The following is a 22,011-nucleotide window of genomic DNA, read 5'->3' on the forward strand; positions in this document are numbered from 1 at the left end:
AGCTCGCGGACCGGCCGTTATCCGGTTTTGTCAGGCGCGCCGGTGACGACGCAGCGGGTGCGGCTGTAGATGGTGGGCATGCACTGGTTGCAATGCGTACACGCCGAGCGCGCCCGGTCGCCCTCGGCGGCGATCCGGTTGATCAAATCCGGCTCGGCCAGCAGAGCCCGGGCCATTGCAACGAACTGGAATCCCTGCGCCATCGCGAGGTCCATCGTCCGCCGGTTGGTGATGCCCCCCAGCAGGATCAGCGGCATCGTCAGCTCGGCGCGGAACAACCGCGCCTCGCGCAGCAGATAGGCGTCGCGGTAGGGGTACTGGCGGAGAAACTTCTTGCCCGTCATGCGCATGCCCCAGCGCAACGGGGGCTTGAATGCACCGGCGAACTCCTTGATCGGCGCGTCGCCGCGAAACAAATACATCGGGTTGACCAGCGAACTGCCCGCGGTGAGTTCGATCGCGTCCAGCCCGCCGTCGTCCTGCAGCCAGTTGGCGGTGATCAGCGCCTCGTCGGTGGTGATGCCGCCGCGGATGCCGTCGGCCATGTTGAGCTTGGCGGTTACCGCGATCTGCTGGTTAACGGCGCGGCGGACGGCCAGCACCAAACCGCGCGCGACCTTCGCCCGGTTCTGCAACGATCCGCCGAACTCGTCGGCGCGGCGGTTAATCAGCGGGCTGAGAAATGCACTGGCCAGATAGTTGTGGCCCAAATGGATTTCGACGGCGTCGAAGCCGGATTCGACGGCCAGGCGGGCGGCGTTGGCGTGCGCGTCGAGCACGTCATCGATGTCCTCGCGGGTCGCCTTCTTGGCGAACCGCATCGCGATCGGATTGAAGAACCGCACCGGCGCCAAAGCGGTGGCCCTGTTGGAGCGGGCGTCGGCCACCGGGCCGGCGTGGCCGATCTGCGCGCTCACCGCCGCCCCCTCGGCGTGGATCGCCTCGGTGAGCCGGCGCAGCCCCGGTAGGGCCTCGGGGCGCATCCAGATCTGGTTGCCAGCGGTGCGGCCGCCCGGGGAGACCGCACAGTAGGCGACGGTGGTCATGCCGACTCCACCCGCGGCGGGCTGGCGGTGGAATTCGATCAGATCGTCGGTCACCAGCGCGTCGGGCGTGCGCGCTTCGAAGGTTGCGGCCTTGATGACCCGGTTGCGCAGCGTGAGCGGGCCGAGTTTGGCCGGCGCCAACACGTCCGGGGCCATCTCACCCATGTCAGGAGCCTAATGGCGATCGCAAGCGCGGCTGCATGGTGTCGCCGCCGAGCGCAGCGGGTCGCCATCGATGGCACCGCGGCGGACGTGCCAGACTGTCTGGCGTGGGCGCAATCACGCTGGACGGCAAGGCCACCCGCGACGAGATCTTCGTCGACCTGAAAAAGCGGGTGGCCGAATTGACCGCATTGGGCCGCACGCCCGGGTTGGGCACCATCCTGGTGGGCGACGACCCCGGCTCGCAGGCCTATGTCCGCGGCAAGCACGCCGACTGCGCCAAGGTGGGCATCACCTCGATGCGCCGCGACCTGCCGGCCGACATCTCGACGGCCACACTCAACGAGACCATCGACGAACTGAACGCCAATCCGGACTGTACCGGTTACATCGTGCAGTTGCCGCTGCCCAAGCACCTGGACGAGAACGCCGCACTGGCGCGCGTCGACCCGGACAAGGACGCCGACGGCCTGCATCCGACCAACCTGGGCCGGCTGGTTCTGGGCACCTCGGCGCCGCTGCCGTGTACCCCGCGCGGCATCGTGCACCTCCTGCGCCGCTACCAGGTCGAGATCGCTGGGGCCCATGTGGTTGTCATCGGCCGCGGCGTGACGGTGGGCCGGCCGTTGGGGCTGCTGCTCACTCGCCGCTCCGAGAACGCCACGGTGACCTTGTGCCACACCGGAACCCGCGACCTGCCCGCGTTGACCAGGCAGGCCGACATCATTGTGGCCGCGGTCGGTGTGCCGCATCTGCTGACCGCCGCCATGGTGCGTCCCGGTGCCGCGGTAGTCGACGTCGGTGTCAGCCGTACCGAGGGCGGCTTGGTCGGCGATGTGCATCCCGACGTGTGGGACGTCGCCGGTCACGTCTCGCCGAATCCCGGCGGCGTCGGGCCGCTGACCCGGGCGTTCCTGCTGACCAATGTCGTCGAGCTGGCCGAGCAACGATGAGCGTGCCGGCCGGGTTCGCGCGCGCTGTTCGCGCCCAATGGCCGATCCTGCTGGTTGGGTTGATCTTCGCGGTGGCGTTTGTGCTGGCGGGGGCCAACTTCTGGCGCCGTGGCGCGCTGCTGATCGGCATCGGCGTCGGGGTGGCGGCGGTGCTGCGGTTGATGTTGCCCGACGAACCGGCCGGCCTCTTGGTGGTGCGCGGCAAGGGGATCGACTTCGTGACGACGGTGACGGTCGGGGCGGCGATGGTTTATATCGCGTCGACGATCGACCCGTTGGGCACGGGCTGAGCCGTTAGAACGCCGGGATACCGGTGGCGGCGCCGGCCAGCACCGTCGGGCAATACATCGAGATCGCGATGCTGGTGAAGGCCGCCGCCATCTCCGGGGACATGTTGTTGGTGCCGGTGACACTCGACGCCGCCGAGGCGAATGTCCCACCCTGCTTGGACAGCATCGGACACACGGAATGGCCCAGCGCAATCGCGTTTCCCGCGTCGCCGTAGTTGACGCCGGCGCTGTTCAGCGCGCTGATGAAGGCGTTGTCGATGGAGTCCGCGTCGGCCGGTGCGGCGAATGCCGCGGCCACGGCGAGTAGCCCCGCGGCCCCGGCCAGCAGTCGAATTGTCAGCCGCCGACGGCGCCATGCCCGCATGTCATTTCCTTGTCTTTATCGGAGTCCGTTTCGGGATGTCCGTTTCGGGATGCAACCGTAGGAACCTTTCTCTATCGCAGTCACATCGAGAACACGACGGGGTGAAGGTTTGCGCACTATGCCGTTGGGCCCGGTGGCCAGCATCGAACGACACGATCGGGTCACGCTACGCCGCGACACGTTGGGCGACACTCGGTTTCGTCGGTTCGTCTGTAACAATGCGGCCCGTGATTTCGCGTCAAATGTTTCTTCGCGGCGCCGCCGGAGCGTTGGCGACCTCAGCGCTGTTTCCGACCGTGCGGGCGGGGGCGGACCCAACCGGCTGGAGCTCACTGGCCGCCGCGATTGGCGGTCGTGTGCTGTTGCCGGGTGGCGGCTCGTTCACCCAGGGCAAGCAGGTCTTCAATTCGCGCTACGACGGCTCGAACCCGGCGGCGGTCGTCACGGTCGCGACGCCCGCGGACGTCCAGAAGGCGGTCGCGTTCGCGGTGGCGAACAAGCTCAAGATTGCCCCGCGCGGTGGTGGGCATTCGTATGTCGGCGCGTCGACAGCCCCGGGCACCATGGTTCTCGACCTTCGGGGACTAGCGGGCCGGGTGAGCTTCGACGGTGCCACCGGCGATGTCACCGTGCCGGCCGCGACCGATCTGTATGCGGTCCACCAGGCATTGGCCGGTGCCCGGCGGGCGATTCCGACCGGCAGCTGCCCGACGGTGGGCACGGCGGGGCTGACGCTTGGCGGCGGGATGGGAGCCGATTCCCGCCATGCGGGTCTGACTTGCGATGCGCTCAAGTCGGCCACCGTGGTGTTGCCCAGCGGAGATGCCGTTACCGCCTCTGGGGAGGACCACCCCGATCTGTTCTGGGCGCTTCGCGGGGGTGGGGGTGGCAATTTCGGGGTGACGACCTCGATGACGTTCGCGACCTTCCCAACCGCCGACTCCGACGTCGTCCGCGTCGAATTTTCCCCATCGGCGGCGGCGCAGGTGCTTGTCGGTTGGCAGGCGTGGCTGGCCGCGGCCGACCGCAACACCTGGGGTTTTGTCGATCTCTCGGTCGGCTCGACCAAGGCGAACTGCCATGTGCTTGCGACCTGTCCGGCGGGCGCCGGCCCGGCCGTGGCCAACGCGATCAAATCCGCGGTAGGGGCACAGCCCAGCGGAATCGAGAACAAGACCCTGAGCCACGCCGACCTGGTGATGTTTCTGGCCGGCGGCAGCTCAACGAGTTCGCCGCGTGCCTTTGTTGCCGGATCCGACGTCATCGGCACCATGAACACGGCTGCGGCGCGCGCCATCGTCTCCGCGATCGGAAGCTGGCCCCCCGCAGCCGGGCGTGCCTCGGTGATCGTCGACACGCTCAGCGGCGCGGTCGGTGACGTGGACCCGGGTGCCACGGCTTTCCCCTGGCGGCGGCAGTGCGGGGTTGCACAGTGGTACGTCGAGACTGCCGGTGGCGGGCAGGTGTCCACCGCGACCAAATGGCTGAGCGACGCACATCACGCGGTGCAACAGTTTTCGGTCGGTGGCTACGTCAACTATTTGGAGGTCAATACCGCGGCGGCGCGCTACTTCGGCCCGAACCTGTCGCGGCTGGCCGCCGTCCGGCAGAAATACGATCCCAGCCGGGTGATGTTTTCCGGGCTCGAATTCTGAATCTCCATCCGGCCCGGTTAGCGGTTCACCGCACCGGGCCGCAGCGATAGACCCTAGCCGGATTCGGGGCCGGATTCAGGGCGACAATTGCAACCAGTCCTGCGTCTATTGGACAATTTGCCCTGGGATCGTCCGTACGGCGGCGATGATGATACGGGCAACTTTCACTCCGCGTTGCGCCGGTATCGGTGCTGGTTGCGGCGGGGACGAAGCGCCGGGCGGCGGTCGCGGTCGTGAGGTTGTAAGGAGTTTGGGGCGATGGATTTTCCGGTGTTGCCGCCGGAAATTAATTCCGCATTGATGTATTCGGGTGCGGAGTCGGGGTCGTTGTTTGCCGCGGCGGCGGCCTGGGATGGGTTGGCGGCCGAGTTTGGCGGCGGCGGCGTCGATGGCAGCGGTGGCGGGGCCGTATGTGACGGCGGCCGTCAACTCCGGCTTCGCCAACGTCGGTCAGCACCTGTCCGGGCTGCTGTTCACCGGCAGCGGGCCATAACGGCCTATCAGGACAGGGTCGCCCGCACGCACACCGTGACGTACGGCAGCGCAAGGCCGCCTGTGTTCGCCAGCGCCGGATGGGTGGTCAGCAACTGGCGCACCCGACCAAGCGTTTTGGTGCGGACCTCGGCCGGTGAGGTGATGCAGTAGCTGCGCGAGGCCACCAGGTCGATCAGTGCTTGCGGCGTAAGGTAATTCGTCCACTCGACCTGATGGCGCTGCACCGCCGCGAACGGTTCGGGCAGCGTCACCTTGTTGCGGACCGGGTCGCCGTCGCGGCCGATAATGTCACCCAACTCGCGCACCCAGCCGAGCCGTTCGTCGCGGGTATTCCACACCAGGCCAAGCCGCCCGCCCGGCCGCAGCACGCGGGCCACCTCCGGAATCGCTCGCGCCGGATCGACCCAATGCCATGCCTGGGCGACCAGCACGGCGTCAACGCTGTTGTCCGCCAACGGAATTTCCTCCGCCGTACCCAGCAGCGCATGAGTTTCGGGCAGCGCGCCGCGCAGCACGTCCAGCATTTCCGGAATCGGGTCGACCGCCACCACATCCAGGCCGCGTTCGACCAGCCGGGTGGTCAACTTGCCGGTGCCCGCTCCCAGGTCGAGCACGTCGCGCGCGGCGGCCGGTAGCAGCCAGTCGATCGCTTCCGGTGGGTACGACGGTCGGCCTCGCTCGTAGGCGGCCGCCGCGGAGCCAAACGACAGGGACATGTCGTGCCGGGAGCGAGTCACCGCCGGCACGCGCCTTCGCGATCAGCCAATTCGAGTGTCTGGCAAATCAATTCGCCGACTGCCTCGGTTTCCACCAGGAAGCCGTCATGCCCGTAGAGGGAGTCGACAACCTGCAACCCGGCGCAGCCCGGCAGCAGCTCGGCGAGCTCTTCCTGCAAGCGCAGCGGGTAGAGCCGGTCGGAGGTGATGCCACCGACCACGACCGGCACCGGGCACCCGCGCAGCACCGCGCTGACCCCGCCGCGGCCGCGGCCGACGTCGTGGCTGTTCAGCGTCTCGGTCAGGATCACGTAGCTACCGGCGTCGAACCGGGACAACAGCTTGTCGCCCTGGTGTTCCAGGTAGCTCTGTACCGCGTAGCGGCCGCCGGCCGCCGGGTCCTCGTTGCCCTGGTTGTTGTTGGCAAAGCGGGTGTCGAGCTCGATCTCGCCGCGGTAGGTGAGGTGCGCGAAGCGGCGGGCGAGTTTAAGGCCGGCGTCCGGTGCTCTCCCCGTCTCGTAGTAGTCACCGTGCTGCCAGTCCGGGTCGGCCTTGATGGCCGCGATCTGAGTGGTCTGGGTGCCGATCTGGTCGGCGGTGGCGCGCGCCCCGACCGCCAGCAGCAATCCCGTCCGGACCCGATCCGGATAGCCGAGGAGCCACTCCAGCGCCCGGGCGCCGCCCATGGACCCGCCCACCACGGCTGCGACCTCGGTTATGCCCATCGCGGCCAGTGCCGCGACGTCGGCCTGCACCTGGTCACGAATCGAGATCAGCGGAAACCTAGAGCCCCACGGCTTTCCGTCGCGGGCCAGCGAGCTGGGCCCGGTGGAGCCACGGCAACCGCCGAGCACGTTGGTTGCCACCGCGCACCAGCGGTTGGTGTCGATCGGTGCACCCGGCCCCGCCATCCCGTCCCACCAGCCGGGGGTGGGGTGCCCGGCTCCGGCGGGCCCGGTGATGTGCGAATCGCCGGTCAGTGCGTGCAATACCACCACCACGTTGTCCCGCGCCGGCGACAACTCGCCCCAACGCTGGACGGCGATGTGAACATCGTCGATCACCGCGCCGCTTTCCAGCCGCAGTGACCCGATGTCGACCACGCCGACCTCGCCTTCGGCGGGCAGCGTTTGGGTAGGAACGTCGGAGATCGTCACGTCAGAGCTCCTCAGAAGGCCGCCACGGCATGCGGGTCGCCGCTGGTTCCCGAAGTTTGCGGGGCTGCGCCGGATACCCGCGCCGCGGCGAATCCGAGCTCCAGATCGGCCAGGATGTCGTCGATGCCCTCGATCCCGACGGCCAGCCGTACCAGGCCCGGGCTGACGCCGGTCGCCAGCTGTTCGGCGGGACTCAGCTGGGCGTGGGTGGTCGATGCCGGATGGATCACCAGCGAGCGCACGTCACCAATGTTGGCGACGTGGCTGTGCAGTTTCAGCGCGTTCACGAACGCCTTGCCGGCCTCGACGCCACCGGCCAGCTCGAACGACAGCACGGCTCCGGTTCCCTTGGGCGCCAGCTTCTTTGCCCGCTCATGCCATGGCGAGCTGGGCAGCCCCGCATAGTTGACCGACAGCACGCCGTCGTGGGCGGCCAGGAACTCGGCGACTCGCGCTGCGTTGGCGACGTGCCGCTCCACCCGAAGACTCAGCGTTTCCAGACCTTGGGCCACCAGGAAAGCATTGAACGGCGAAGCCGCCGACCCATAGTCGCGAAGCAGTTGCACCCGAGCCTTGAGCGCATACGCGGGCGGGCCCAGCTCGGCATACACCACGCCGTGGTAGCTGGGGTCGGGTGTGGTGAAGCCGGGGAAGCGGCCCTGTGTCCAGTCGAAGTTGCCGCCGTCGACGATCACGCCGGCGATCGCGGCCCCGTGTCCGCCCAGGTACTTGGTGGCCGAATGCACCACGATGTCGGCACCCTGCGCCAAGGGCTGGATCAGGTATGGCGTGGCGATCGTGTTGTCGACGATCAGCGGTACCCCGTTGCGATGAGCGACGTCGGCGACCCCGGGGGTATCCAGGACGTCGATCTGCGGGTTGGAGATGGTCTCGGCAAAGAACGCCTTGGTGTTCGGCCGTACCGCCGCCTGCCAGGTGTCCAGATCGTCCGGATCGTCAACGAAGCTGACCTCGATGCCGAGCTTCGGCAGCGAATGGTGGAACAGGTTATAGGTGCCGCCGTAGAGCCGGGGGCTGGACACGATGTGATCGCCCGTGCCGGCCAGGTTCAAGATGGCGAACGTCTCCGCGGCCTGCCCCGAGGACAGAAACAGCGCGGCCACCCCGCCCTCGAGCGCGGCGATGCGCTGCTCGACGACGTCGGTGGTGGGGTTGCCGATCCGGGTGTAGATGTTGCCCGGAACTTCCAGTCCGAACAGCGCGGCGGCATGCGCAGTGTCGTCGAAGGTGTACGACGTGGTCGCATAGATCGGCAGGGCCCGGGCGTTGGTGGTCGGGTCAGGTTGCTGACCTGCGTGAATCTGTTTGGTTTCGAACGACCAATGCGCGGTCGGATCGGTGTCGGTGCTGTTGGTATCGGCGCTCATGAGACGTCTCCCTGCTGGCAGTGGGCGAATCGGATGTCACACGATCCGACACCCGGCGACCGCGCAGAGCGGGGTGAATGAGTGCGCATTACGTTTCCCTGTCTGGTCAGGGGCCCGTCATGGCGGACCCGCGCTTGCCGCGCAGCCGGCTGTGGCTACTCAACCTGGTCATCACCCGGGGCACCCCACCGCGGTTGGAGGGTTGCCGGCCAGCAAGCCGGGGCTTGACGCTGGCGCTCATGACCGAATCGAAGCCTAGCGCATGGCAGCTACCCAGTGCCAACTCCAAGCCAACTCCACACCGGTTCCGGGGGTCTGAACTGGCCCTTTGCCGTTCGCTACGGGCTCGGGAAGGCTCCGAGTAATCTGGCGTGACGAGCAACCGCTCGCTCACGCTCGCACGGCTGGAGGACTCGGACTCCCATGTCCAACGAACCCAAGATAAAGGTCAAAGGCCCGGTCGTAGAGCTCGACGGTGACGAGATGACGCGGGTCATCTGGCAGCTCATCAAGGACATGCTCATCCTTCCCCATCTCGACATCAATTTGGACTATTACGACCTGGGCATCGAGCACCGCGACCGGACCGACGACCAGGTGACGATCGACGCGGCCTACGCGATCAAGAAGCACGGTGTGGGCGTCAAGTGTGCGACGATCACCCCCGACGAGGCCCGCGTCCAGGAATTCAACCTGAAGAAGATGTGGCTGTCGCCCAACGGGACGATCCGAAACATCTTGGGCGGCACGATTTTCCGCGAACCCATCGTGATCTCCAACGTTCCGCGGCTGGTTCCGGGCTGGACCAAACCGATCGTCATCGGTCGTCACGCGTTCGGCGACCAGTACCGAGCGACGAACTTCAAGGTCGACCAACCGGGTACTGTCACACTGACTTTCACTCCCGCCAATGGCAGCGAGCCGATCGTGCACGAGATGGTGTCCATCCCCGAGAACGGTGGTGTGGTGATGGGGATGTACAACTTCAAGGACTCGATCCGGGACTTCGCGCGCGCGTCGTTTTCCTACGGTCTCAATGCGAAATGGCCGGTGTACCTGTCCACTAAGAACACCATCCTCAAGGCCTACGACGGCATGTTCAAGGACGAGTTCCAGCGCGTCTACGACGAGGAATTCAAGGACAAGTTCGAAGCCGAGGGACTGACCTACGAGCATCGGCTGATCGACGACATGGTGGCCGCGTGCCTGAAGTGGGAGGGTGGCTACGTGTGGGCCTGCAAGAACTACGACGGCGACGTGCAGTCCGACACCGTTGCGCAGGGCTACGGCTCGCTGGGACTGATGACGTCGGTGCTGATGACGGCCGACGGCCGGACGGTCGAGGCGGAAGCCGCGCACGGCACCGTCACCCGGCATTTCCGCCAGTATCAGGCGGGCAAACCGACCTCGACGAACCCGATCGCCTCGATCTTCGCCTGGACGCGCGGTTTACAGCATCGCGGCAAGCTGGATGGCACTCCCGAGGTTATCGACTTCGCCCAGAAGCTGGAAGAGGTCGTCATCGCCACGGTCGAGAGCGGCAAGATGACCAAGGACCTGGCGATCCTGATCGGCCCCGAGCAGGACTGGTTGCAGAGCGAGGAATTCCTCGACGCGATCGCCGACACCCTCAGCAAGAAGCTCGGTTAGCTGGCCGGTGGCTCGACGGCCCGGGCCGGCGGGCTGCACTGGTCGATGAAGTCGACGACGACCTCGGTGATACGTCCCGGCGCCTCGAACATCGGTACGTGACCGACGCCGTCGAGCACGGTGAGCCGGTGGCCGGCCGGTAGGTAGTCGGTGAAATGCCGGCTGAATCTTTTGGGGGGACCACCCGATCCTTCTCGCACAGCACCAGATGGGAGGGCGCGGCGGTATGTTCCAGCTCCTGCAGCCCCGGTAGCAGTAGCGCCTTGAGTAACAGCTGGAAGTAGGCCGGGCAGTGCGCGGCGTCGTCGACGACGCCGCTGAGTTCCCGCTCGCTCACCCCGTCCGGTGACCCGCTGATCGGCAGGGTGGCCAACAGGCGGCTGAACGGCAGCCGAAGCGCCCGTTGGCCCAGAAGGTGGGCGGCGGCCAAGATCGGCATGCCGGCGATGAACTTGCTGATCACTTCGAATTTGACCGGACTCCAGCGGGTCCAACCACCCGCCGGGGCGATGCCGGTCACGCTGCGTGCCCGCCCTCGTCTTTCGAGTTCGAAAGCGACCCAGCCGCCCAGCGAGTTGCCGACGATATGGGCGGTATCCCAGCCCAGTTCATCGAGCTCGCGCTCGACGTGGTCGGCCAGTACCGCGGAGGACAAAAACCAGGTGCCCGACGCCGGTCCGCCGTTGTGGGCGGCCATCGTAGGCGCGAAGACCTCGAAGCGCCCGGTGTCTGCCAGCTGCTCGGCGACCTTCTCCCACACCGTCTGGGACATCAGGAACGGGTGCAGCAGTAGGACCGGTTCCCCCGAGCCTAGGTGGATCGGACTGCGCATAGAGCCGACACTAAAGCCGGTACCGCCGGTACCGCAAGCGGCCTGGTGACCGCTGGTGGAGCACCGAGCGTCACGCTTGGCCCCACGCCTTACGCCGAGCGCGACGCCAGCGTGAAGCTCGCGATGTGGAAAGGCCGTGAAAGGATCGGGGCATCATGAGCACCGCGAACGGAATCCGCCGGATATTCTCCGGCGTGCAGCCAACCTCTGACTCGCTTCATCTCGGTAACGCCCTGGGGGCCGTTGCCCAATGGGTTGGGCTGCAGGACGACCACGATGCGTTCTTCTGCGTGGTCGACCTGCACGCCATCACCATCCCGCAGCAGCCCGAGGCGCTGCGGCGCCGGACCCTGTTGACCGTCGCGCAATACCTCGCGTTGGGTATCGATCCGGGCCGCGCCACCGTCTTCGTGCAAAGCCAGGTACCGGCTCACACCCAGTTGGCTTGGGTGCTGGGCTGTTTCACCGGCTTTGGTCAGGCGTCGCGGATGATTCAGTTCAAAGACAAGTCGGCGCGCCAGGGCAGCGATTCCACCACCGTCGGACTGTTCACCTACCCGGTCCTGCAGGCCGCCGACGTGCTGGCCTACGACACCGACCTGGTGCCGGTCGGGGAGGACCAGCGACAGCACCTGGAGCTGGCCCGCGACGTTGCCCAACGGTTCAATAGCCGCTTCCCGGACACCCTGGTGGTTCCCGACGTGCTCATCCCCAAGATGACCGCCAAGATCTACGACCTGGTCGACCCGACGTCGAAGATGAGCAAGTCGGCGAGCACCGATGCCGGCTTGATCAGCCTGCTCGACGATCCGGCGTTGTCCGCCAAAAAGATTCGCGCTGCCGTGACCGACAGCGAACGCGACATTCGTTATGACCCGGACGCCAAGCCGGGCGTGTCGAACCTGTTGAGCATCCAGTCGGCGGTCACCGGGACCGACATCGACGCTCTCGTCGAAGGCTATGCCGGACGCGGCTACGGCGACCTCAAGAAGGACACCGCCGAGGCCGTCGTTGAATTCGTAAGCCCGATCAAAGCCCGGTTCGACGAACTAACCGCAGATCCCGCGGAACTGGAGGCGGTGCTCGCGGCCGGCGCACAGCGGGCCCACGATGTGGCCAGCAAAACCGTTCAGCGGGTCTACGATCGGCTCGGGTTCCTTCCACGACGGGGGTAGGGCATGGACGAACCGGCCAAGCCAGGGGTCCTTGATCGGCTGCGGGCCCGGTTGGCGTGGTTCGACCATGTCATGCGCGCATATGCGCGGTTCAGCGAGCGAAAGGGCAGCTTCTTCGCGGCCGGCCTCACCTACTACACGATCTTCGCGATATTTCCTTTGTTGATGGTCGGTTTCGCGGTGGGTGGATTCGCATTGTCGCGTCGTCCGGAGCTGCTGAAGACGATCGAAGAGCGCATCCGCACTTCGGTGTCCAGCGAGCTGGGACAGCAGCTGGTGGACTTGATGAACTCGGCGATCGACGCGCGCGCTTCCGTCGGTGTGATCGGTTTGGCCACCGCGGCCTGGGCCGGCCTGGGCTGGATGTGGCATCTGCGGGAAGCGTTGAGTGAGATGTGGGCACATCCGGTTGCTCAGGCCGGCTACGTGCGCACCAAACTGTCGGACCTGGTGGCGATGGTGGGGACCTTCATGGTGATCGCGGCCACCATCGCGCTCACTGCGCTCGGTCATGCGAGACCGATGAGGGCCGTGTTGAGATGGCTTGAAATACCGCAGTTTTCAGTGTTCGACGGCATTTTCCGGGGTGTGTCGGTGCTGGTGTCGGTGCTGGTGTCGTGGCTGCTGTTCACCTGGATGATCGGCCGGCTGCCGCGGGAGCCGGTCGGTTTGGTCACCTCGATGCGGGCCGGGTTGATGGCCGCCATCGGGTTCGAGTTGTTCAAGCAGTTGGGCTCGATCTACCTGCAGATCGTGCTGCGCAGCCCGGCGGGCGCTGCGTTCGGACCGGTGTTGGGCTTGATGGTGTTCGGGTTTGTCACCGCTTATCTCGTGCTGTTCGCGACCGCCTGGGCCGCGACGGCAGCCGGAGCTGACCCCCGTTCCCAGCATGTCGACCCTCCGGCGCCGGCGGTCATCAGCCCGCGGATACAGGTGGCCGAGGGGTTGAGCACCCGACAGACGTTGACCGCAATGGCCGCGGGGGCCGTTGGCGCGCTGGCGTTTCGTCGGTTGGTAGGCCGGCGCGACTAGTCGTCCGTGTCTCGCCGCCACTCGCCATTGACCATGACGGCGGCCACTCGCAAATCATGGTCCAGCACAACAAGATTCGCGTCAAAGCCGACCCGGAGGATACCCACTCGCCCGAGCCCCAGCGTGGCGGCCGGCGTCGCCGCGGTCATCCGCACCGCGGCGGCAAGTGCGACATCGGGATCCGAACCGAGCCCAGCCACCAGACGGAATAGTTGATCCATGGTCGCGGTGCTCCCGGCGAGGGTCGACGTCCCGCTCATCCGCGCCACGCCCGACTCGACCTCGATCGGTACCGTGCCGACCCGAAAGAGTCCATCGCCGCAACCGGCCGCGGCGATCGCGTCGGTGACCATGGCTACCCGGTCGGGACCCGCGGCCGCGATCACCGCGCCCAGCATGGCGGGGTGGACATGCACACCGTCGGCGATGAGCTCCACCGTCACCCGACGGTCCTGCAGCAAGGCCAGCGCGGGTCCGGGCTCGCGATGGTCCAGTGGCGGCATCCCGTTGAACAGATGGGTGGCGACGGTGGCACCCATGCCGATGGCCTGTGTGGTCTGCTCGAAGGTCGCGTCCGTATGTCCCACGGCGACAAGAACTCCCGCGTCCGCAAAACGGCGGATCGCGGCGTGGCTCCCGGGCAGCTCGGGTGCCAGTGTGACCATCCGGAGGGTGCCGTCGGCGACGGCGAGCAGGGCGTCGATCTCGGCGGGGTCCGGATCACGTAGCTGCGTGCGATCGTGGACTCCGCACCGCGCTTCGCTCAGCCAGGGCCCCTCCAGGTGGATGCCGGCGACGGTGCCCGGCCGGCCGCGGTGGATGGTCTCGGCGAGTCTGGCCACGGCAGCGATCAGTTGAGCGGGCGCGACGGTGACCAGACTGGCCAGCGTGGTCGTGGTGCCGTGTCGCAGATGGAACTCGGCGGCGCGGGCGACTTCCTGGGCGGTGCCCTCGGTGAAGGACGCGCCTCCGCCGCCGTGCACGTGCATATCGACAAAGCCGGGAACGACAACGGAGTCGGGAAGATCCACATCGACGGGCGCAGGCGGCGTTCCGGCCCCGCAGCCGACCACGTGTCGACCCGCCGTCTGCACCCACCCCGGTCGGCAGATCCGGTGGTCGATGGCAACCGCGCCCGCGCGAATCAGCGTCACGGTGCTTTCTCGGCGGTGGATTGCTCGCCGGGCCAGCGGCCGCCGTTCTCCCAGAAATGTCGGATCTCCTCGAGTTGGCGGCCTTTGGTCTCCGGCGCAAACCGGTGGACCACACCAAACGCGACCAACGCGAAGAACCCGAACACCGCGAAAACGCCTGCGCCGCCCAGCAGACGCAGCATCGTGAGGGAAAACCCGGCAACGATCGCGTTGGCGGTCAGGTTGCAGGTAAGCATCGTGCTCGACCCCAGCGACCGCAGGCGAGTTGGGAAGGCTTCGCCGGCGTATACCCATGCCAGCGAACCGAACCCATAGTTGAAGCCGACGATGAACAGCAATACGCCAACGAACCCGAACATCAGCGCAGGGCCACCGTCCTGGCCGGAGTCGCGCGCGAACACGGCGATCAGCACGGTGTCCGCCGCAATCATCATGGTGATGCCCGACAACAGGATTGGTCGTCGGCCCATCCGGTCAACGAGAACCAGCGAGGTGCATACCGCCGCCAAGGCGGCCACCTGCACCATTGCCGGCAGACCCAACAGCGCGAAGTAGCCGGTGAAGCCCATGGCTTGGAACAGCCGGGGACCGTAGTAGATGATCGCGTTGATGCCGGTGATCTGGACAAGAACGCCGAGCGCGATCACAAACGCGGTGGCCCGTAGGTATGGCCGCCGCAGCATCTCGGACACCCGGCCCCTGCCTTCGCGCAGGGCGCTGGTCATCTCGGCCAGCTCCTGTTCGACTCGGGCCTCGGGGTTCCCGCGCAGCAGGGCCTGGCGGGCGTCGGCCACCCGCCCCTTGAGCAGGTACCACCGAGCGGTGTCTGGCATGCGAATCAACAACGGCACCAGGAGCGTCGCGGGTACCGCGGCCAGCCCCAGCATCCACCGCCAGCTGTGCGTGCCGGCGAGCAGGTAACCAACCGAATAGCCGAGGATGATGCCGCTGACCGTCGCCAGTTGGTAGGCGGTCACCAACGATCCGCGCACCGGCGCCGGTGCCAGTTCCGCGACGTATACCGGCACCACCACCACCGATACGCCGATGCACACACCTAGCAGGACTCGCGCTGTCAGCAGCATCGGCATCGAGACCGAGATCGCGCCTAGCAGTGCGAACGTCGCGTAGCCGACAAGAATCAGCACCGTCGACTTCTTTCGCCCGATCGCGTTGGCGAGCACACCACCGGCGAGCGCCCCGGCGATCTGGCCGATCACCACCATGCTGGTCAGCAGTTCTTGTTGGCGCGTGGCGAGGCCGAAATCCTCGGTGATGAACAGCAGCGCGCCCGCGATTATGGAAAGGTCGTATCCGTAGATGACCCCGACGCTGGCCGCGGTGAGCCCGACCAGCAATCCCCGTCGCACGACCGGGTCAGCCGACCCGGGACTTCAGCAACTCGATGACCTTTTCCGGGTCCTCGGGTGTGATGCACGGGCGCACCCTGGCGCCCACATCGAGGATCAGCAGCGTCCCCTTGCTTCCCCGGTGCATGTCCAGGGGGAACCAATACCGCGGGTCGCCCGCCCCCCAGTAGCGGCCCTTGCCGGATAACCAGCCCATCGGCGCTGCCTTGACGCCCCGAATGTCGCTATAGGCGACCCGCTTGGAGCTGGCGAAGGGGAAGTAGTAGCGGCGGATGGTGATGCCGTCCTCATCCAGCGTCAGGCCGGCATCCTCATACAGGGCTTCAGTCACCTCCAAATGGTGACACAGCGGCGTAGGGGGGTCAACTGCCTGTTCGGCGCCCCATTTTGGTGCCGTTTTCAGGGTTGCGGCCGGCGGTTCATCGAGCGCGCGACCATGATCAACCCGAACACAATGACCGCGCCGATCACCGCAACACCCACCCGTACCGGCAAAGCATCGGCGGACGACATGAGCCCCGCGGCCTGGTCGCGGTTGGCCAGCCGGCCGGCGGGATTGTCTTGCCTGCTGGCCATCAGCGAGGGGTCGGGTTCGATCAGCGTCCCGATCTGCGTGCCCGCGGGGGTGCCAAACCCGTAGTCCAGCAGGTGCGCCGCCTGCTCCCAAGGCGGGATCGGCTGTCGGGTCCCGTGCAGCAGCACCGCCACCAGCCGCCGGCCGTTGCGATTGGCCGCGCCCACGAAGGTCTGGCCGGCGTCGTCGGTGTAGCCGGTCTTGCCCCCGAGTGCGCCCGGATAGTTGTAGAGCAGTTGATTGTCGTTCTCCAGCTCGTAGCCCGGATGGTCGCCGTGGCCGGGGAAGTCGAAGGTGCGGGTCGCGACGATGTCGGCGAAGGTGGGGTTCTGCCAGGCGTACCGGTAGAACAGGCCGATGTCGTAGGCCGAGGTGCTCATGCCGGGCCCGTCCAGTCCGGACGGCGTGGCCACCCGGGTATCGCGGCCGCCGAGCTTGGCGGCCAGCACGTTGATCTTTTCCAGTGCGGTCGGCATCCCGCCGAGCTGCACGGCCAGCGCGTGTGCGGCGTCGTTGCCGGAATGCATCAGCAGGCCGTGCAGCAACTGGTTGATGGTGTAGATGCCACCGGCTTGCACGCCGACCTTGGTGCCCTCGGCGGCGGCGTCGTCGACGGTTCCGGCGACCGACTTGTTGAGGCTGACCGAGTTGATGGTTGCCATCGCGACCAGCACTTTGATGATGCTGGCCGGGCGGTGCCGGCCGTGCGGATCCCGGGCGGCGAGGACGGCGCCGCTGTCCAGGTCCGCCACCAGCCAAGCCTCGGCGGAGATGTCGCCCGGCACCGGCGGGGTGTTGGGTGCCGCGATGACGCCGCAGCCGCTCAGTGCGTTGCCGCCGACCGGCGTCGGCGGGACTGCCAGTGGCAGCGGCGGTTCACCGGCGCTGGGAACCTCCGACGAGTCCACCGCGGGCGGGGTGGTCACCTTATACGGGCAACTGGCCGCCCCGCCATTTGCCTCGGCGTTGGGCTCGGCCCGTGCGATCGGCAGACCCGGCGCGCCCACCATCGCGGTGGGTCCGGCGACCAGGAAAGCCGCTGCGGCCAGGCATGCCGCGGAACGAAAAAGGTGCATCGACTGTGCAGAGTAGGTGATCAGTGGCCCGATCGCAGGGAGCCGCGCTGTGGCTGGTGGGACAGAAGTTGCAAATGTAGAGATCGTGCCCTTCACCGCATTGCCCGCGAGCGTAACGCCACCGCGCATTTCGGCGCCGAACGTCGCCCTGGCGTTACGCTCGCGATATGCCCGTGGCGCAGCAGGTCACCGACTTTGAGGAGCTGCGGCCGCATCTCATGTCGGTCGCCTATCGGCTGACTGGAACAGTGGCCGACGCCGAAGACATCGTGCAGGAAGCCTGGCTGCGCTGGGACAGCGCGGCCAACGGCCGCGACACCGTTGTCGACCTGCGGGCCTGGTTGACCACCGTCGTGAGCCGGCTGGGTCTGGACAAGTTGCGGTCGGCCGCGCATCGGCGTGAGACATATACCGGCAACTGGCTGCCCGAACCGGTGGTTACCGGAATCGACCGTGCAGACCCACTGTCCGCCGTTGTTGCCCATGAGGATGCCCGGTTCGTGGCGATGGTGGTGCTGGAGCGACTCACTCCCGATCAGCGGGTCGCATTCGTACTGCACGACGGGTTCGCCGTGCCATTCGCCGAGGTGGCCGAGGTCTTGGGCACCACCGAGGCAGCCGCCCGGCAGCTGGCGTCGCGGGCCCGTAAGTCCCTGGCCGGGACGGCCGCGCGGCCGGCCCTGATATCCCGGCAACCCGATCCCACCCACAACGAGGTGGTCGGTCGGTTGATGGCCGCCATGGCCGCCGGTGACTTGGACGCCGTGGTCTCGTTGCTGCATCCCGACGTGACCTTCACCGGGGATGCAAATGGCAAGGCGCCTACCGCGGTTCAGGTCATTGTCGGGTCGGACAAGGTGGCCCGGTTCATGTTCGGCTTGGCCCGTCGTTACGGCCCCGCGTTTTACTCGGCAAGTCAGTTGGCGTTGGTCAACGGTGAGCTCGGCGCCTATACGCGGGGTACCGCGGACGACGACGGGCACTGGGCGATGCTGCCGCGGATCACCGCGATGACCGTGCGCGACGGAAAGGTCTGCGCCCTATGGGATATCGCCAACCCGGAGAAGTTCACCGGCTCTCCGCTGCGTGACCTGTCTGGGTAGCCTCGGTGAGCCACGGCACGCGGCACGCATCACCGGAGTTGAAGCCCTGTTCGGTGATGCCCAGCGCCGAGTTCATCCGGGCCCGCATGTTCTCCACGCCGATCTGGTAGGTCAACTCGATCACGCCGGCCTCGCCGAAGCGGGCCTTCAGGTCGGCGACCTGCTCGTCGGTCACCGAATGCGGGTCGGTGGTCATCGCGTCGGCGTAGGCGATGGCCGCGCGTTCGTCGTCGGTGAAGGCGGGTGCGGTGGCGTAATTGTCTATGTCCGCGAGCCGTTGCACGTCGAGGCCATCCAGACGCTGCAGCATGGCTCCGAAGTCCACACACCACGAGCAGCCGATGCTGCGGGCGGTCCAAAACACCGCCAGTTCACGGACACTGGCCGGTAGCTTCCGCGACGCTGACTGCAGCAGAGTCTCGTGCACGGCTTCGGCAATCAATAGCCGCGGGTGATGGGCGGCGACCGTGAACGGCTCGGGGACCTGGCCGAAGCGCCGCTTGGCGATCCGGTACATGGCGCGGATCAGCAGGCCGGCGCGCTTCGGGGGCAGGGGTTCGATGCGGGTTTTCTGTGTCATACCCGTCAGACGAGGTAGCCGCCGAATATGTGACAGAGAATGTCTAGCCGGCCGCCCTGATGTGACGCATCCCAAGAATCCGCCAAGAATTCGCTGAGGAATGTGCCGGAGTCTGCGGTCATGTCCTACTCGCGAATCGATGCGCTTGGGCGGCTCGAGGACTTCGAGCCCTGGGCACATTCCAACGTTCTGACGGCCAACTCACGGGTGGACCAGGGGCGGATACGTGCCGCGGTCGAGGCGGTCTTCGCTGCCCATCCCGCCCTCGGCGCGGTGTTCGAGCCGAGCTTCGACACCTGGACGACTCGCCCAGGTGGCGGATGGGCTTGGGCGGTGGAGCCCCCGGGAGTTGCAGTGGCTGAGGTGATCGCACGGCAGCGCGCTGGATTCGATATGCGCACCGGGAGATTGTTCGGGGTTTCCCTGCTCCCCGGGTCACCCGAGCGGCTGGTGCTCTCCGCCAGCTACCTGTGCGTGGACGGGCCGTCCTGGCAAGTCGTGGTCGACGACTTGGTAAAGGAATATGACGGCGGCGTCCTCGTGCCCGAGCCGTCACCCGAAACTTAGGCCAACCCAACCGCGCTCGCGCATCGTGGCCACCGTTGACGCTGGCAAGAGCGTCGGTGCCAGTTTCAGCGCGAGAACATCAGTGCGCGCTTGACCTCCTGGATCGCCTTGGTCACCTCGATGCCGCGCGGGCAGGATTCGGTGCAGTTGAAGGTGGTCCGGCAGCGCCACACCCCGTCGACTTCGTTGAGGATGTCGAGGCGTTCGGCGGCGGCCTCGTCGCGGCTGTCGAAGATGAAGCGGTGGGCGTTGACGATCGCCGCCGGGCCGAAGTAGCTGCCCTCATGCCAGAACACCGGGCAGCTGGTGGTGCAGCAAGCGCACAGGATGCACTTGGTGGTGTCGTCGTAGCGGGCGCGGTCGATCGGGCTCTGGATCCGCTCGCGGGTGGGCGGATTGCCGCTGGTGATCAGGTACGGCTTGATTGCCCGGTAGGCATCGAAGAACGGCTCCATGTCGACCACCAGGTCTTTCTCCACCGGTAGCCCACGGATCGGTTCGACCGTGATGGTCAACCCTTTTCCCGGCTTATTCGGCTTCTTCCCCTCGTTGAGTGGCAGCAGATCGCGCATCAGCACCTTGCAGGCCAACCGGTTGACGCCGTTGATCCGCATGGCATCCGAGCCACACACGCCGTGCGCGCAGGATCGCCGGAAGGTGAGCGTTCCGTCCAGATAGCCCTTGATATAGCTGAGTAGGTTGAGCAGCCGGTCGCTGGGCAAACAGGGCACCCGGAAGCTTTGCCAGCCGCCGGTTGCCGCGAAAGCCTCCGGGTCGTCGGGGTTGAATCGGGCGATCTTCACCGTCACCATCACCGCGCCCTCCGGAACTGGCGGCAAGGGCGGGTCCAAAGTCTCGACCTGCGGCTCGACAGTTTCCCCTGCGGTCATCAGTATTTCCGTTCCTTGGGTTCGTAGCGGGTCTGCACGACGGGTTTGAAGTCAAGCCGGACGTCGCTGCGCAGATCGGTGCCCTCCTTGTAGGCCATGGTGTGGCGCATGTAGTTGACGTCGTCGCGGTTGGGATAGTCCTCGCGGGCGTGGCCGCCGCGGGACTCCTTGCGATTCAAGGCGCCCACCACCGTCACTTCGGCCAGCTCTAGTAGAAAGCCCAGTTCGATGGCCTCCAGTAGGTCACTGTTGAAGCGTTTCCCCTTGTCGTGCACGGTAATTCGGGAGTACCGCTCCTTGAGTGCGTGGATGTCGGTGAGCGCCTGCTTCAGGGTCTCCTCGGTGCGGAACACCGCGGCGTTGTTGTCCATCGACTGCTGCAGGGCGGTGCGGATGTCGGCGACGCGTTCGTTGCCGTGTTCCGACAGGATGTCGCTTACCCAGCCGACGACCATTGCCGCCGGGTTCGGCGGCATGTCGACGAAGTCGTGACCCTGCGCATAGCTGGCGGCGGAGATGCCGGCCCGACGACCGAAGACGTTGATATCCAGCAGCGAGTTGGTGCCTAGCCGGTTGGCGCCGTGCACGGATACGCACGCGCATTCGCCGGCTGCGTACAGGCCGGGGACGGTGTTGGTGTTGTCCCGCAACACCTGCCCGGTGACGGTGGTTGGGATGCCGCCCATCACGTAGTGACACGTCGGGTAGACCGGGACCAGCTCGTGGACCGGGTCCACGCCTAGGTAGGTGCGGGCGAATTCGGTGATGTCGGGCAACTTGGCCGCCAGCACGTCGGCGCCCAGATGGCGGACGTCGATGTAGACGTAGTCCTTGTGCGGGCCGGCGCCGCGGCCCTCCAGGACTTCCAGCACCATCGAGCGGGCGACGATGTCACGCGGTGCCAGGTCGACGATCGTCGGGGCGTAGCGCTCCATGAAGCGTTCACCCTCACCATTGAGCAGCCGGCCGCCCTCGCCGCGCACCGCCTCCGAGATCAAGATGCCCAGCCCGGCCAGGCCGGTCGGGTGAAACTGGTGGAACTCCATGTCCTCCAACGGAAGCCCCTTGCGGAAGACAATCCCGATGCCGTCGCCGGTAAGCGTGTGCGCGTTGGAGGTGGTCTTATACATCCGGCCCGAGCCGCCGGTCGCGATCACGATCGCCTTGGCGTGGAATACATGGATGTCCCCGGTGGCCAGCTCGTAAGCGATCACCCCGGTGGCCACCGGGCCGGTCGGGGTCTGGGTGAGGGCCAGGTCGAGTGCATAGAACTCGTTGAAGAACTCCACGTCGTGGCGGACGCAGTTCTGGTAGAGCGTCTGCAGGATCATGTGGCCGGTGCGGTCCGCCGCATAGCAGGCCCGGCGGACCGGCGCCTTGCCGTGGTCGCGGGTGTGCCCGCCGAAGCGGCGCTGGTCGATGCGGCCCTCGGGGGTGCGGTTGAACGGCATCCCCATCTTCTCCAGGTCGAGCACCGCATCGATGGCTTCCTTGCACATGATCTCCACGGCGTCCTGGTCCGCGAGATAGTCGCCGCCCTTGACGGTGTCGAAGGTGTGCCATTCCCAGTTGTCGTCTTCGACATTGGCCAGTGCGGCGCACATGCCGCCCTGCGCCGCACCGGTGTGACTACGGGTGGGGTACAGCTTGGTCAGCACCGCGGTGCGAACCCGCGGACCCGCTTCTACCGCGGCCCGCATCCCGGCGCCGCCCGCGCCGACGATCACCACGTCGTAGCGGTGTTGGGAGATCAAGGCCGCCGCCCACGATGCAGTGGGGGCA

The 22,011-nt window shown here is 66.7% G+C and carries 19 protein-coding genes, 4 pseudogenes and 1 riboswitch; of the genes and pseudogenes, 10 read left to right on the forward strand and 13 right to left on the reverse strand.

Going from position 1 to position 22,011, the window contains the following annotated elements; genetic code table 11:
* Positions 1-17 precede the first annotated feature (17 nt).
* The gene (locus AADZ55_RS05195) at positions 18-1,211 is read right to left on the reverse strand and encodes an NADH:flavin oxidoreductase (protein ID WP_085323165.1); all 1,194 of its coding nucleotides are present in this window, start codon (positions 1,209-1,211) and stop codon (positions 18-20) included.
* Positions 1,212-1,315: 104 nt separating this feature from the next.
* Between AADZ55_RS05195 and AADZ55_RS05200 the strand changes: the two genes are divergently transcribed.
* Both AADZ55_RS05200 and AADZ55_RS05205 read left to right on the forward strand, forming a co-directional pair.
* Positions 1,316-2,161, forward strand: a complete 846-nt coding sequence (locus AADZ55_RS05200) for a bifunctional methylenetetrahydrofolate dehydrogenase/methenyltetrahydrofolate cyclohydrolase (protein ID WP_085323166.1) — start codon at positions 1,316-1,318, stop codon at positions 2,159-2,161.
* Positions 2,158-2,451: a DUF3017 domain-containing protein gene (locus AADZ55_RS05205; protein WP_085323167.1), complete on the forward strand. Its 294-nt coding sequence runs from the start codon at positions 2,158-2,160 to the stop codon at positions 2,449-2,451. The genes AADZ55_RS05200 and AADZ55_RS05205 overlap by 4 nt, the downstream gene beginning before the upstream one ends.
* A gap of 4 nt (positions 2,452-2,455) precedes the next feature.
* Here the strand turns inward: AADZ55_RS05205 and AADZ55_RS05210 are convergent, their stop codons facing one another.
* Entirely contained in the window at positions 2,456-2,815 is a 360-nt protein-coding gene (locus tag AADZ55_RS05210) for a DUF732 domain-containing protein (protein ID WP_085323168.1), read from the reverse strand.
* A gap of 218 nt (positions 2,816-3,033) precedes the next feature.
* On the opposite strand from AADZ55_RS05210, the gene AADZ55_RS05215 reads away from it, so the two are divergent.
* The 3 genes and pseudogenes from AADZ55_RS05215 to AADZ55_RS05225 all read left to right on the forward strand — a co-directional run bounded on the left by AADZ55_RS05215 (position 3,034) and on the right by AADZ55_RS05225 (position 4,963).
* The gene (locus AADZ55_RS05215) at positions 3,034-4,470 is read left to right on the forward strand and encodes an FAD-binding oxidoreductase (RefSeq protein ID WP_085323169.1); all 1,437 of its coding nucleotides are present in this window, start codon (positions 3,034-3,036) and stop codon (positions 4,468-4,470) included.
* Between the two features lie 258 nt (positions 4,471-4,728).
* Positions 4,729-4,840 (forward strand): annotated as a pseudogene (locus AADZ55_RS05220) (PPE domain-containing protein); the annotation flags it as partial.
* Positions 4,823-4,963 (forward strand): hypothetical protein, encoded by a 141-nt coding sequence (locus AADZ55_RS05225; RefSeq protein WP_165759311.1) that lies wholly within the window; start codon positions 4,823-4,825, stop codon positions 4,961-4,963. The pseudogene AADZ55_RS05220 and the gene AADZ55_RS05225, both read left to right, overlap by 18 nt.
* Before the next feature lie 7 nt (positions 4,964-4,970).
* Here the strand turns inward: AADZ55_RS05225 and AADZ55_RS05230 are convergent, their stop codons facing one another.
* The 3 genes from AADZ55_RS05230 to AADZ55_RS05240 are packed head-to-tail and all read right to left on the reverse strand — an operon-like array spanning position 4,971 to position 8,226.
* A complete protein-coding gene (locus AADZ55_RS05230) occupies positions 4,971-5,702 on the reverse strand; it encodes a class I SAM-dependent methyltransferase (RefSeq protein WP_085323433.1) in 732 nt (243 codons plus the stop codon).
* Positions 5,699-6,838, reverse strand: a complete 1,140-nt coding sequence (metX, locus tag AADZ55_RS05235; protein ID WP_085323170.1) for a homoserine O-acetyltransferase MetX — start codon at positions 6,836-6,838, stop codon at positions 5,699-5,701. The genes AADZ55_RS05230 and metX overlap by 4 nt, the downstream gene beginning before the upstream one ends.
* 11 nt (positions 6,839-6,849) lie before the next feature.
* Positions 6,850-8,226, reverse strand: coding sequence for a bifunctional o-acetylhomoserine/o-acetylserine sulfhydrylase (locus AADZ55_RS05240; RefSeq protein WP_085323171.1), 1,377 nt, complete (start codon positions 8,224-8,226; stop codon positions 6,850-6,852).
* 125 nt (positions 8,227-8,351) lie between these two features.
* A riboswitch (SAM riboswitch) is annotated at positions 8,352-8,471 on the reverse strand.
* Positions 8,472-8,649: 178 nt separating this feature from the next.
* Here AADZ55_RS05240 and AADZ55_RS05245 point away from each other — a divergent pair.
* The gene (locus tag AADZ55_RS05245; RefSeq protein ID WP_085323172.1) at positions 8,650-9,876 is read left to right on the forward strand and encodes an NADP-dependent isocitrate dehydrogenase; all 1,227 of its coding nucleotides are present in this window, start codon (positions 8,650-8,652) and stop codon (positions 9,874-9,876) included.
* Here AADZ55_RS05245 and AADZ55_RS05250 read toward each other — a convergent pair.
* Positions 9,873-10,708: pseudogene (locus AADZ55_RS05250) on the reverse strand (alpha/beta fold hydrolase). The gene AADZ55_RS05245 and the pseudogene AADZ55_RS05250 sit on opposite strands and share 4 nt — an antisense overlap.
* Before the next feature lie 155 nt (positions 10,709-10,863).
* Here AADZ55_RS05250 and trpS point away from each other — a divergent pair.
* Both trpS and yhjD read left to right on the forward strand, forming a co-directional pair.
* Positions 10,864-11,883: a tryptophan--tRNA ligase gene (gene trpS, locus AADZ55_RS05255; protein ID WP_085323174.1), complete on the forward strand. Its 1,020-nt coding sequence runs from the start codon at positions 10,864-10,866 to the stop codon at positions 11,881-11,883.
* Between the two features lie 3 nt (positions 11,884-11,886).
* Positions 11,887-12,750 (forward strand): annotated as a pseudogene (gene yhjD / locus AADZ55_RS05260) (inner membrane protein YhjD); the annotation flags it as partial.
* Between the two features lie 161 nt (positions 12,751-12,911).
* Here the strand turns inward: yhjD and nagA are convergent.
* The 4 genes from nagA to AADZ55_RS05280 all read right to left on the reverse strand — a co-directional run bounded on the left by nagA (position 12,912) and on the right by AADZ55_RS05280 (position 17,089).
* The gene (gene nagA / locus AADZ55_RS05265) at positions 12,912-14,069 is read right to left on the reverse strand and encodes an N-acetylglucosamine-6-phosphate deacetylase (RefSeq protein ID WP_085323176.1); all 1,158 of its coding nucleotides are present in this window, start codon (positions 14,067-14,069) and stop codon (positions 12,912-12,914) included.
* Entirely contained in the window at positions 14,066-15,439 is a 1,374-nt protein-coding gene (locus AADZ55_RS05270) for a sugar porter family MFS transporter (RefSeq protein ID WP_085323177.1), read from the reverse strand. The genes nagA and AADZ55_RS05270 overlap by 4 nt, the downstream gene beginning before the upstream one ends.
* 7 nt (positions 15,440-15,446) lie before the next feature.
* Positions 15,447-15,770: a hypothetical protein gene (locus AADZ55_RS05275; protein WP_085323178.1), complete on the reverse strand. Its 324-nt coding sequence runs from the start codon at positions 15,768-15,770 to the stop codon at positions 15,447-15,449.
* A gap of 68 nt (positions 15,771-15,838) precedes the next feature.
* Positions 15,839-17,089, reverse strand: a complete 1,251-nt coding sequence (locus AADZ55_RS05280; protein ID WP_085323179.1) for a D-alanyl-D-alanine carboxypeptidase family protein — start codon at positions 17,087-17,089, stop codon at positions 15,839-15,841.
* Between the two features lie 167 nt (positions 17,090-17,256).
* Here AADZ55_RS05280 and AADZ55_RS05285 point away from each other — a divergent pair, with 167 nt between their 5' ends.
* Positions 17,257-18,192 carry a sigma-70 family RNA polymerase sigma factor gene (locus tag AADZ55_RS05285; RefSeq protein WP_085323180.1) on the forward strand — a complete coding sequence of 312 codons (936 nt, stop codon included), beginning with the start codon at positions 17,257-17,259 and terminating at the stop codon, positions 18,190-18,192.
* On the opposite strand, the pseudogene AADZ55_RS05290 reads toward AADZ55_RS05285, so the two are convergent.
* Positions 18,158-18,805, reverse strand: a pseudogene (locus AADZ55_RS05290) (carboxymuconolactone decarboxylase family protein); the annotation flags it as partial. The gene AADZ55_RS05285 and the pseudogene AADZ55_RS05290 overlap by 35 nt on opposite strands.
* An 87-nt stretch (positions 18,806-18,892) precedes the next feature.
* Here AADZ55_RS05290 and AADZ55_RS05295 point away from each other — a divergent pair.
* Positions 18,893-19,339, forward strand: coding sequence for a hypothetical protein (locus tag AADZ55_RS05295; protein WP_085323182.1), 447 nt, complete (start codon positions 18,893-18,895; stop codon positions 19,337-19,339).
* A gap of 65 nt (positions 19,340-19,404) precedes the next feature.
* Here AADZ55_RS05295 and AADZ55_RS05300 read toward each other — a convergent pair whose 3' ends face one another.
* Positions 19,405-20,229 carry a succinate dehydrogenase iron-sulfur subunit gene (locus AADZ55_RS05300; RefSeq protein WP_085323183.1) on the reverse strand — a complete coding sequence of 275 codons (825 nt, stop codon included), beginning with the start codon at positions 20,227-20,229 and terminating at the stop codon, positions 19,405-19,407.
* Complete coding sequence (gene sdhA, locus AADZ55_RS05305) at positions 20,229-21,983, reverse strand: succinate dehydrogenase flavoprotein subunit (protein ID WP_085323184.1); 1,755 nt, start codon at positions 21,981-21,983, stop codon at positions 20,229-20,231. Before sdhA ends, AADZ55_RS05300 begins: the two co-directional genes overlap by 1 nt.
* Positions 21,984-22,011: the final 28 nt, after the last annotated feature.

It is taken from the genome of Mycobacterium decipiens, assembly GCF_963853665.1.
GTDB lineage: Bacteria > Actinomycetota > Actinomycetes > Mycobacteriales > Mycobacteriaceae > Mycobacterium > Mycobacterium decipiens.

Coding starts and splice junctions, on each gene's coding strand:
- AADZ55_RS05285 (WP_085323180.1), top strand. CDS start 17,257: ATGCCCGTGGCGCAGCAGGTCACCGACTTTGAGGAGCTGCGGCCGCAT.
- AADZ55_RS05245 (WP_085323172.1), top strand. CDS start 8,650: ATGTCCAACGAACCCAAGATAAAGGTCAAAGGCCCGGTCGTAGAGCTC.
- AADZ55_RS05240 (WP_085323171.1), bottom strand. CDS start 8,226: ATGAGCGCCGATACCAACAGCACCGACACCGATCCGACCGCGCATTGG.
- AADZ55_RS05215 (WP_085323169.1), top strand. CDS start 3,034: ATGCGGCCCGTGATTTCGCGTCAAATGTTTCTTCGCGGCGCCGCCGGA.
- AADZ55_RS05225 (WP_165759311.1), top strand. CDS start 4,823: ATGGGTTGGCGGCCGAGTTTGGCGGCGGCGGCGTCGATGGCAGCGGTG.
- AADZ55_RS05300 (WP_085323183.1), bottom strand. CDS start 20,229: ATGACCGCAGGGGAAACTGTCGAGCCGCAGGTCGAGACTTTGGACCCG.
- AADZ55_RS05205 (WP_085323167.1), top strand. CDS start 2,158: ATGAGCGTGCCGGCCGGGTTCGCGCGCGCTGTTCGCGCCCAATGGCCG.
- AADZ55_RS05210 (WP_085323168.1), bottom strand. CDS start 2,815: ATGCGGGCATGGCGCCGTCGGCGGCTGACAATTCGACTGCTGGCCGGG.
- AADZ55_RS05295 (WP_085323182.1), top strand. CDS start 18,893: ATGTCCTACTCGCGAATCGATGCGCTTGGGCGGCTCGAGGACTTCGAG.
- trpS (WP_085323174.1), top strand. CDS start 10,864: ATGAGCACCGCGAACGGAATCCGCCGGATATTCTCCGGCGTGCAGCCA.
- AADZ55_RS05280 (WP_085323179.1), bottom strand. CDS start 17,089: ATGCACCTTTTTCGTTCCGCGGCATGCCTGGCCGCAGCGGCTTTCCTG.
- AADZ55_RS05195 (WP_085323165.1), bottom strand. CDS start 1,211: ATGGGTGAGATGGCCCCGGACGTGTTGGCGCCGGCCAAACTCGGCCCG.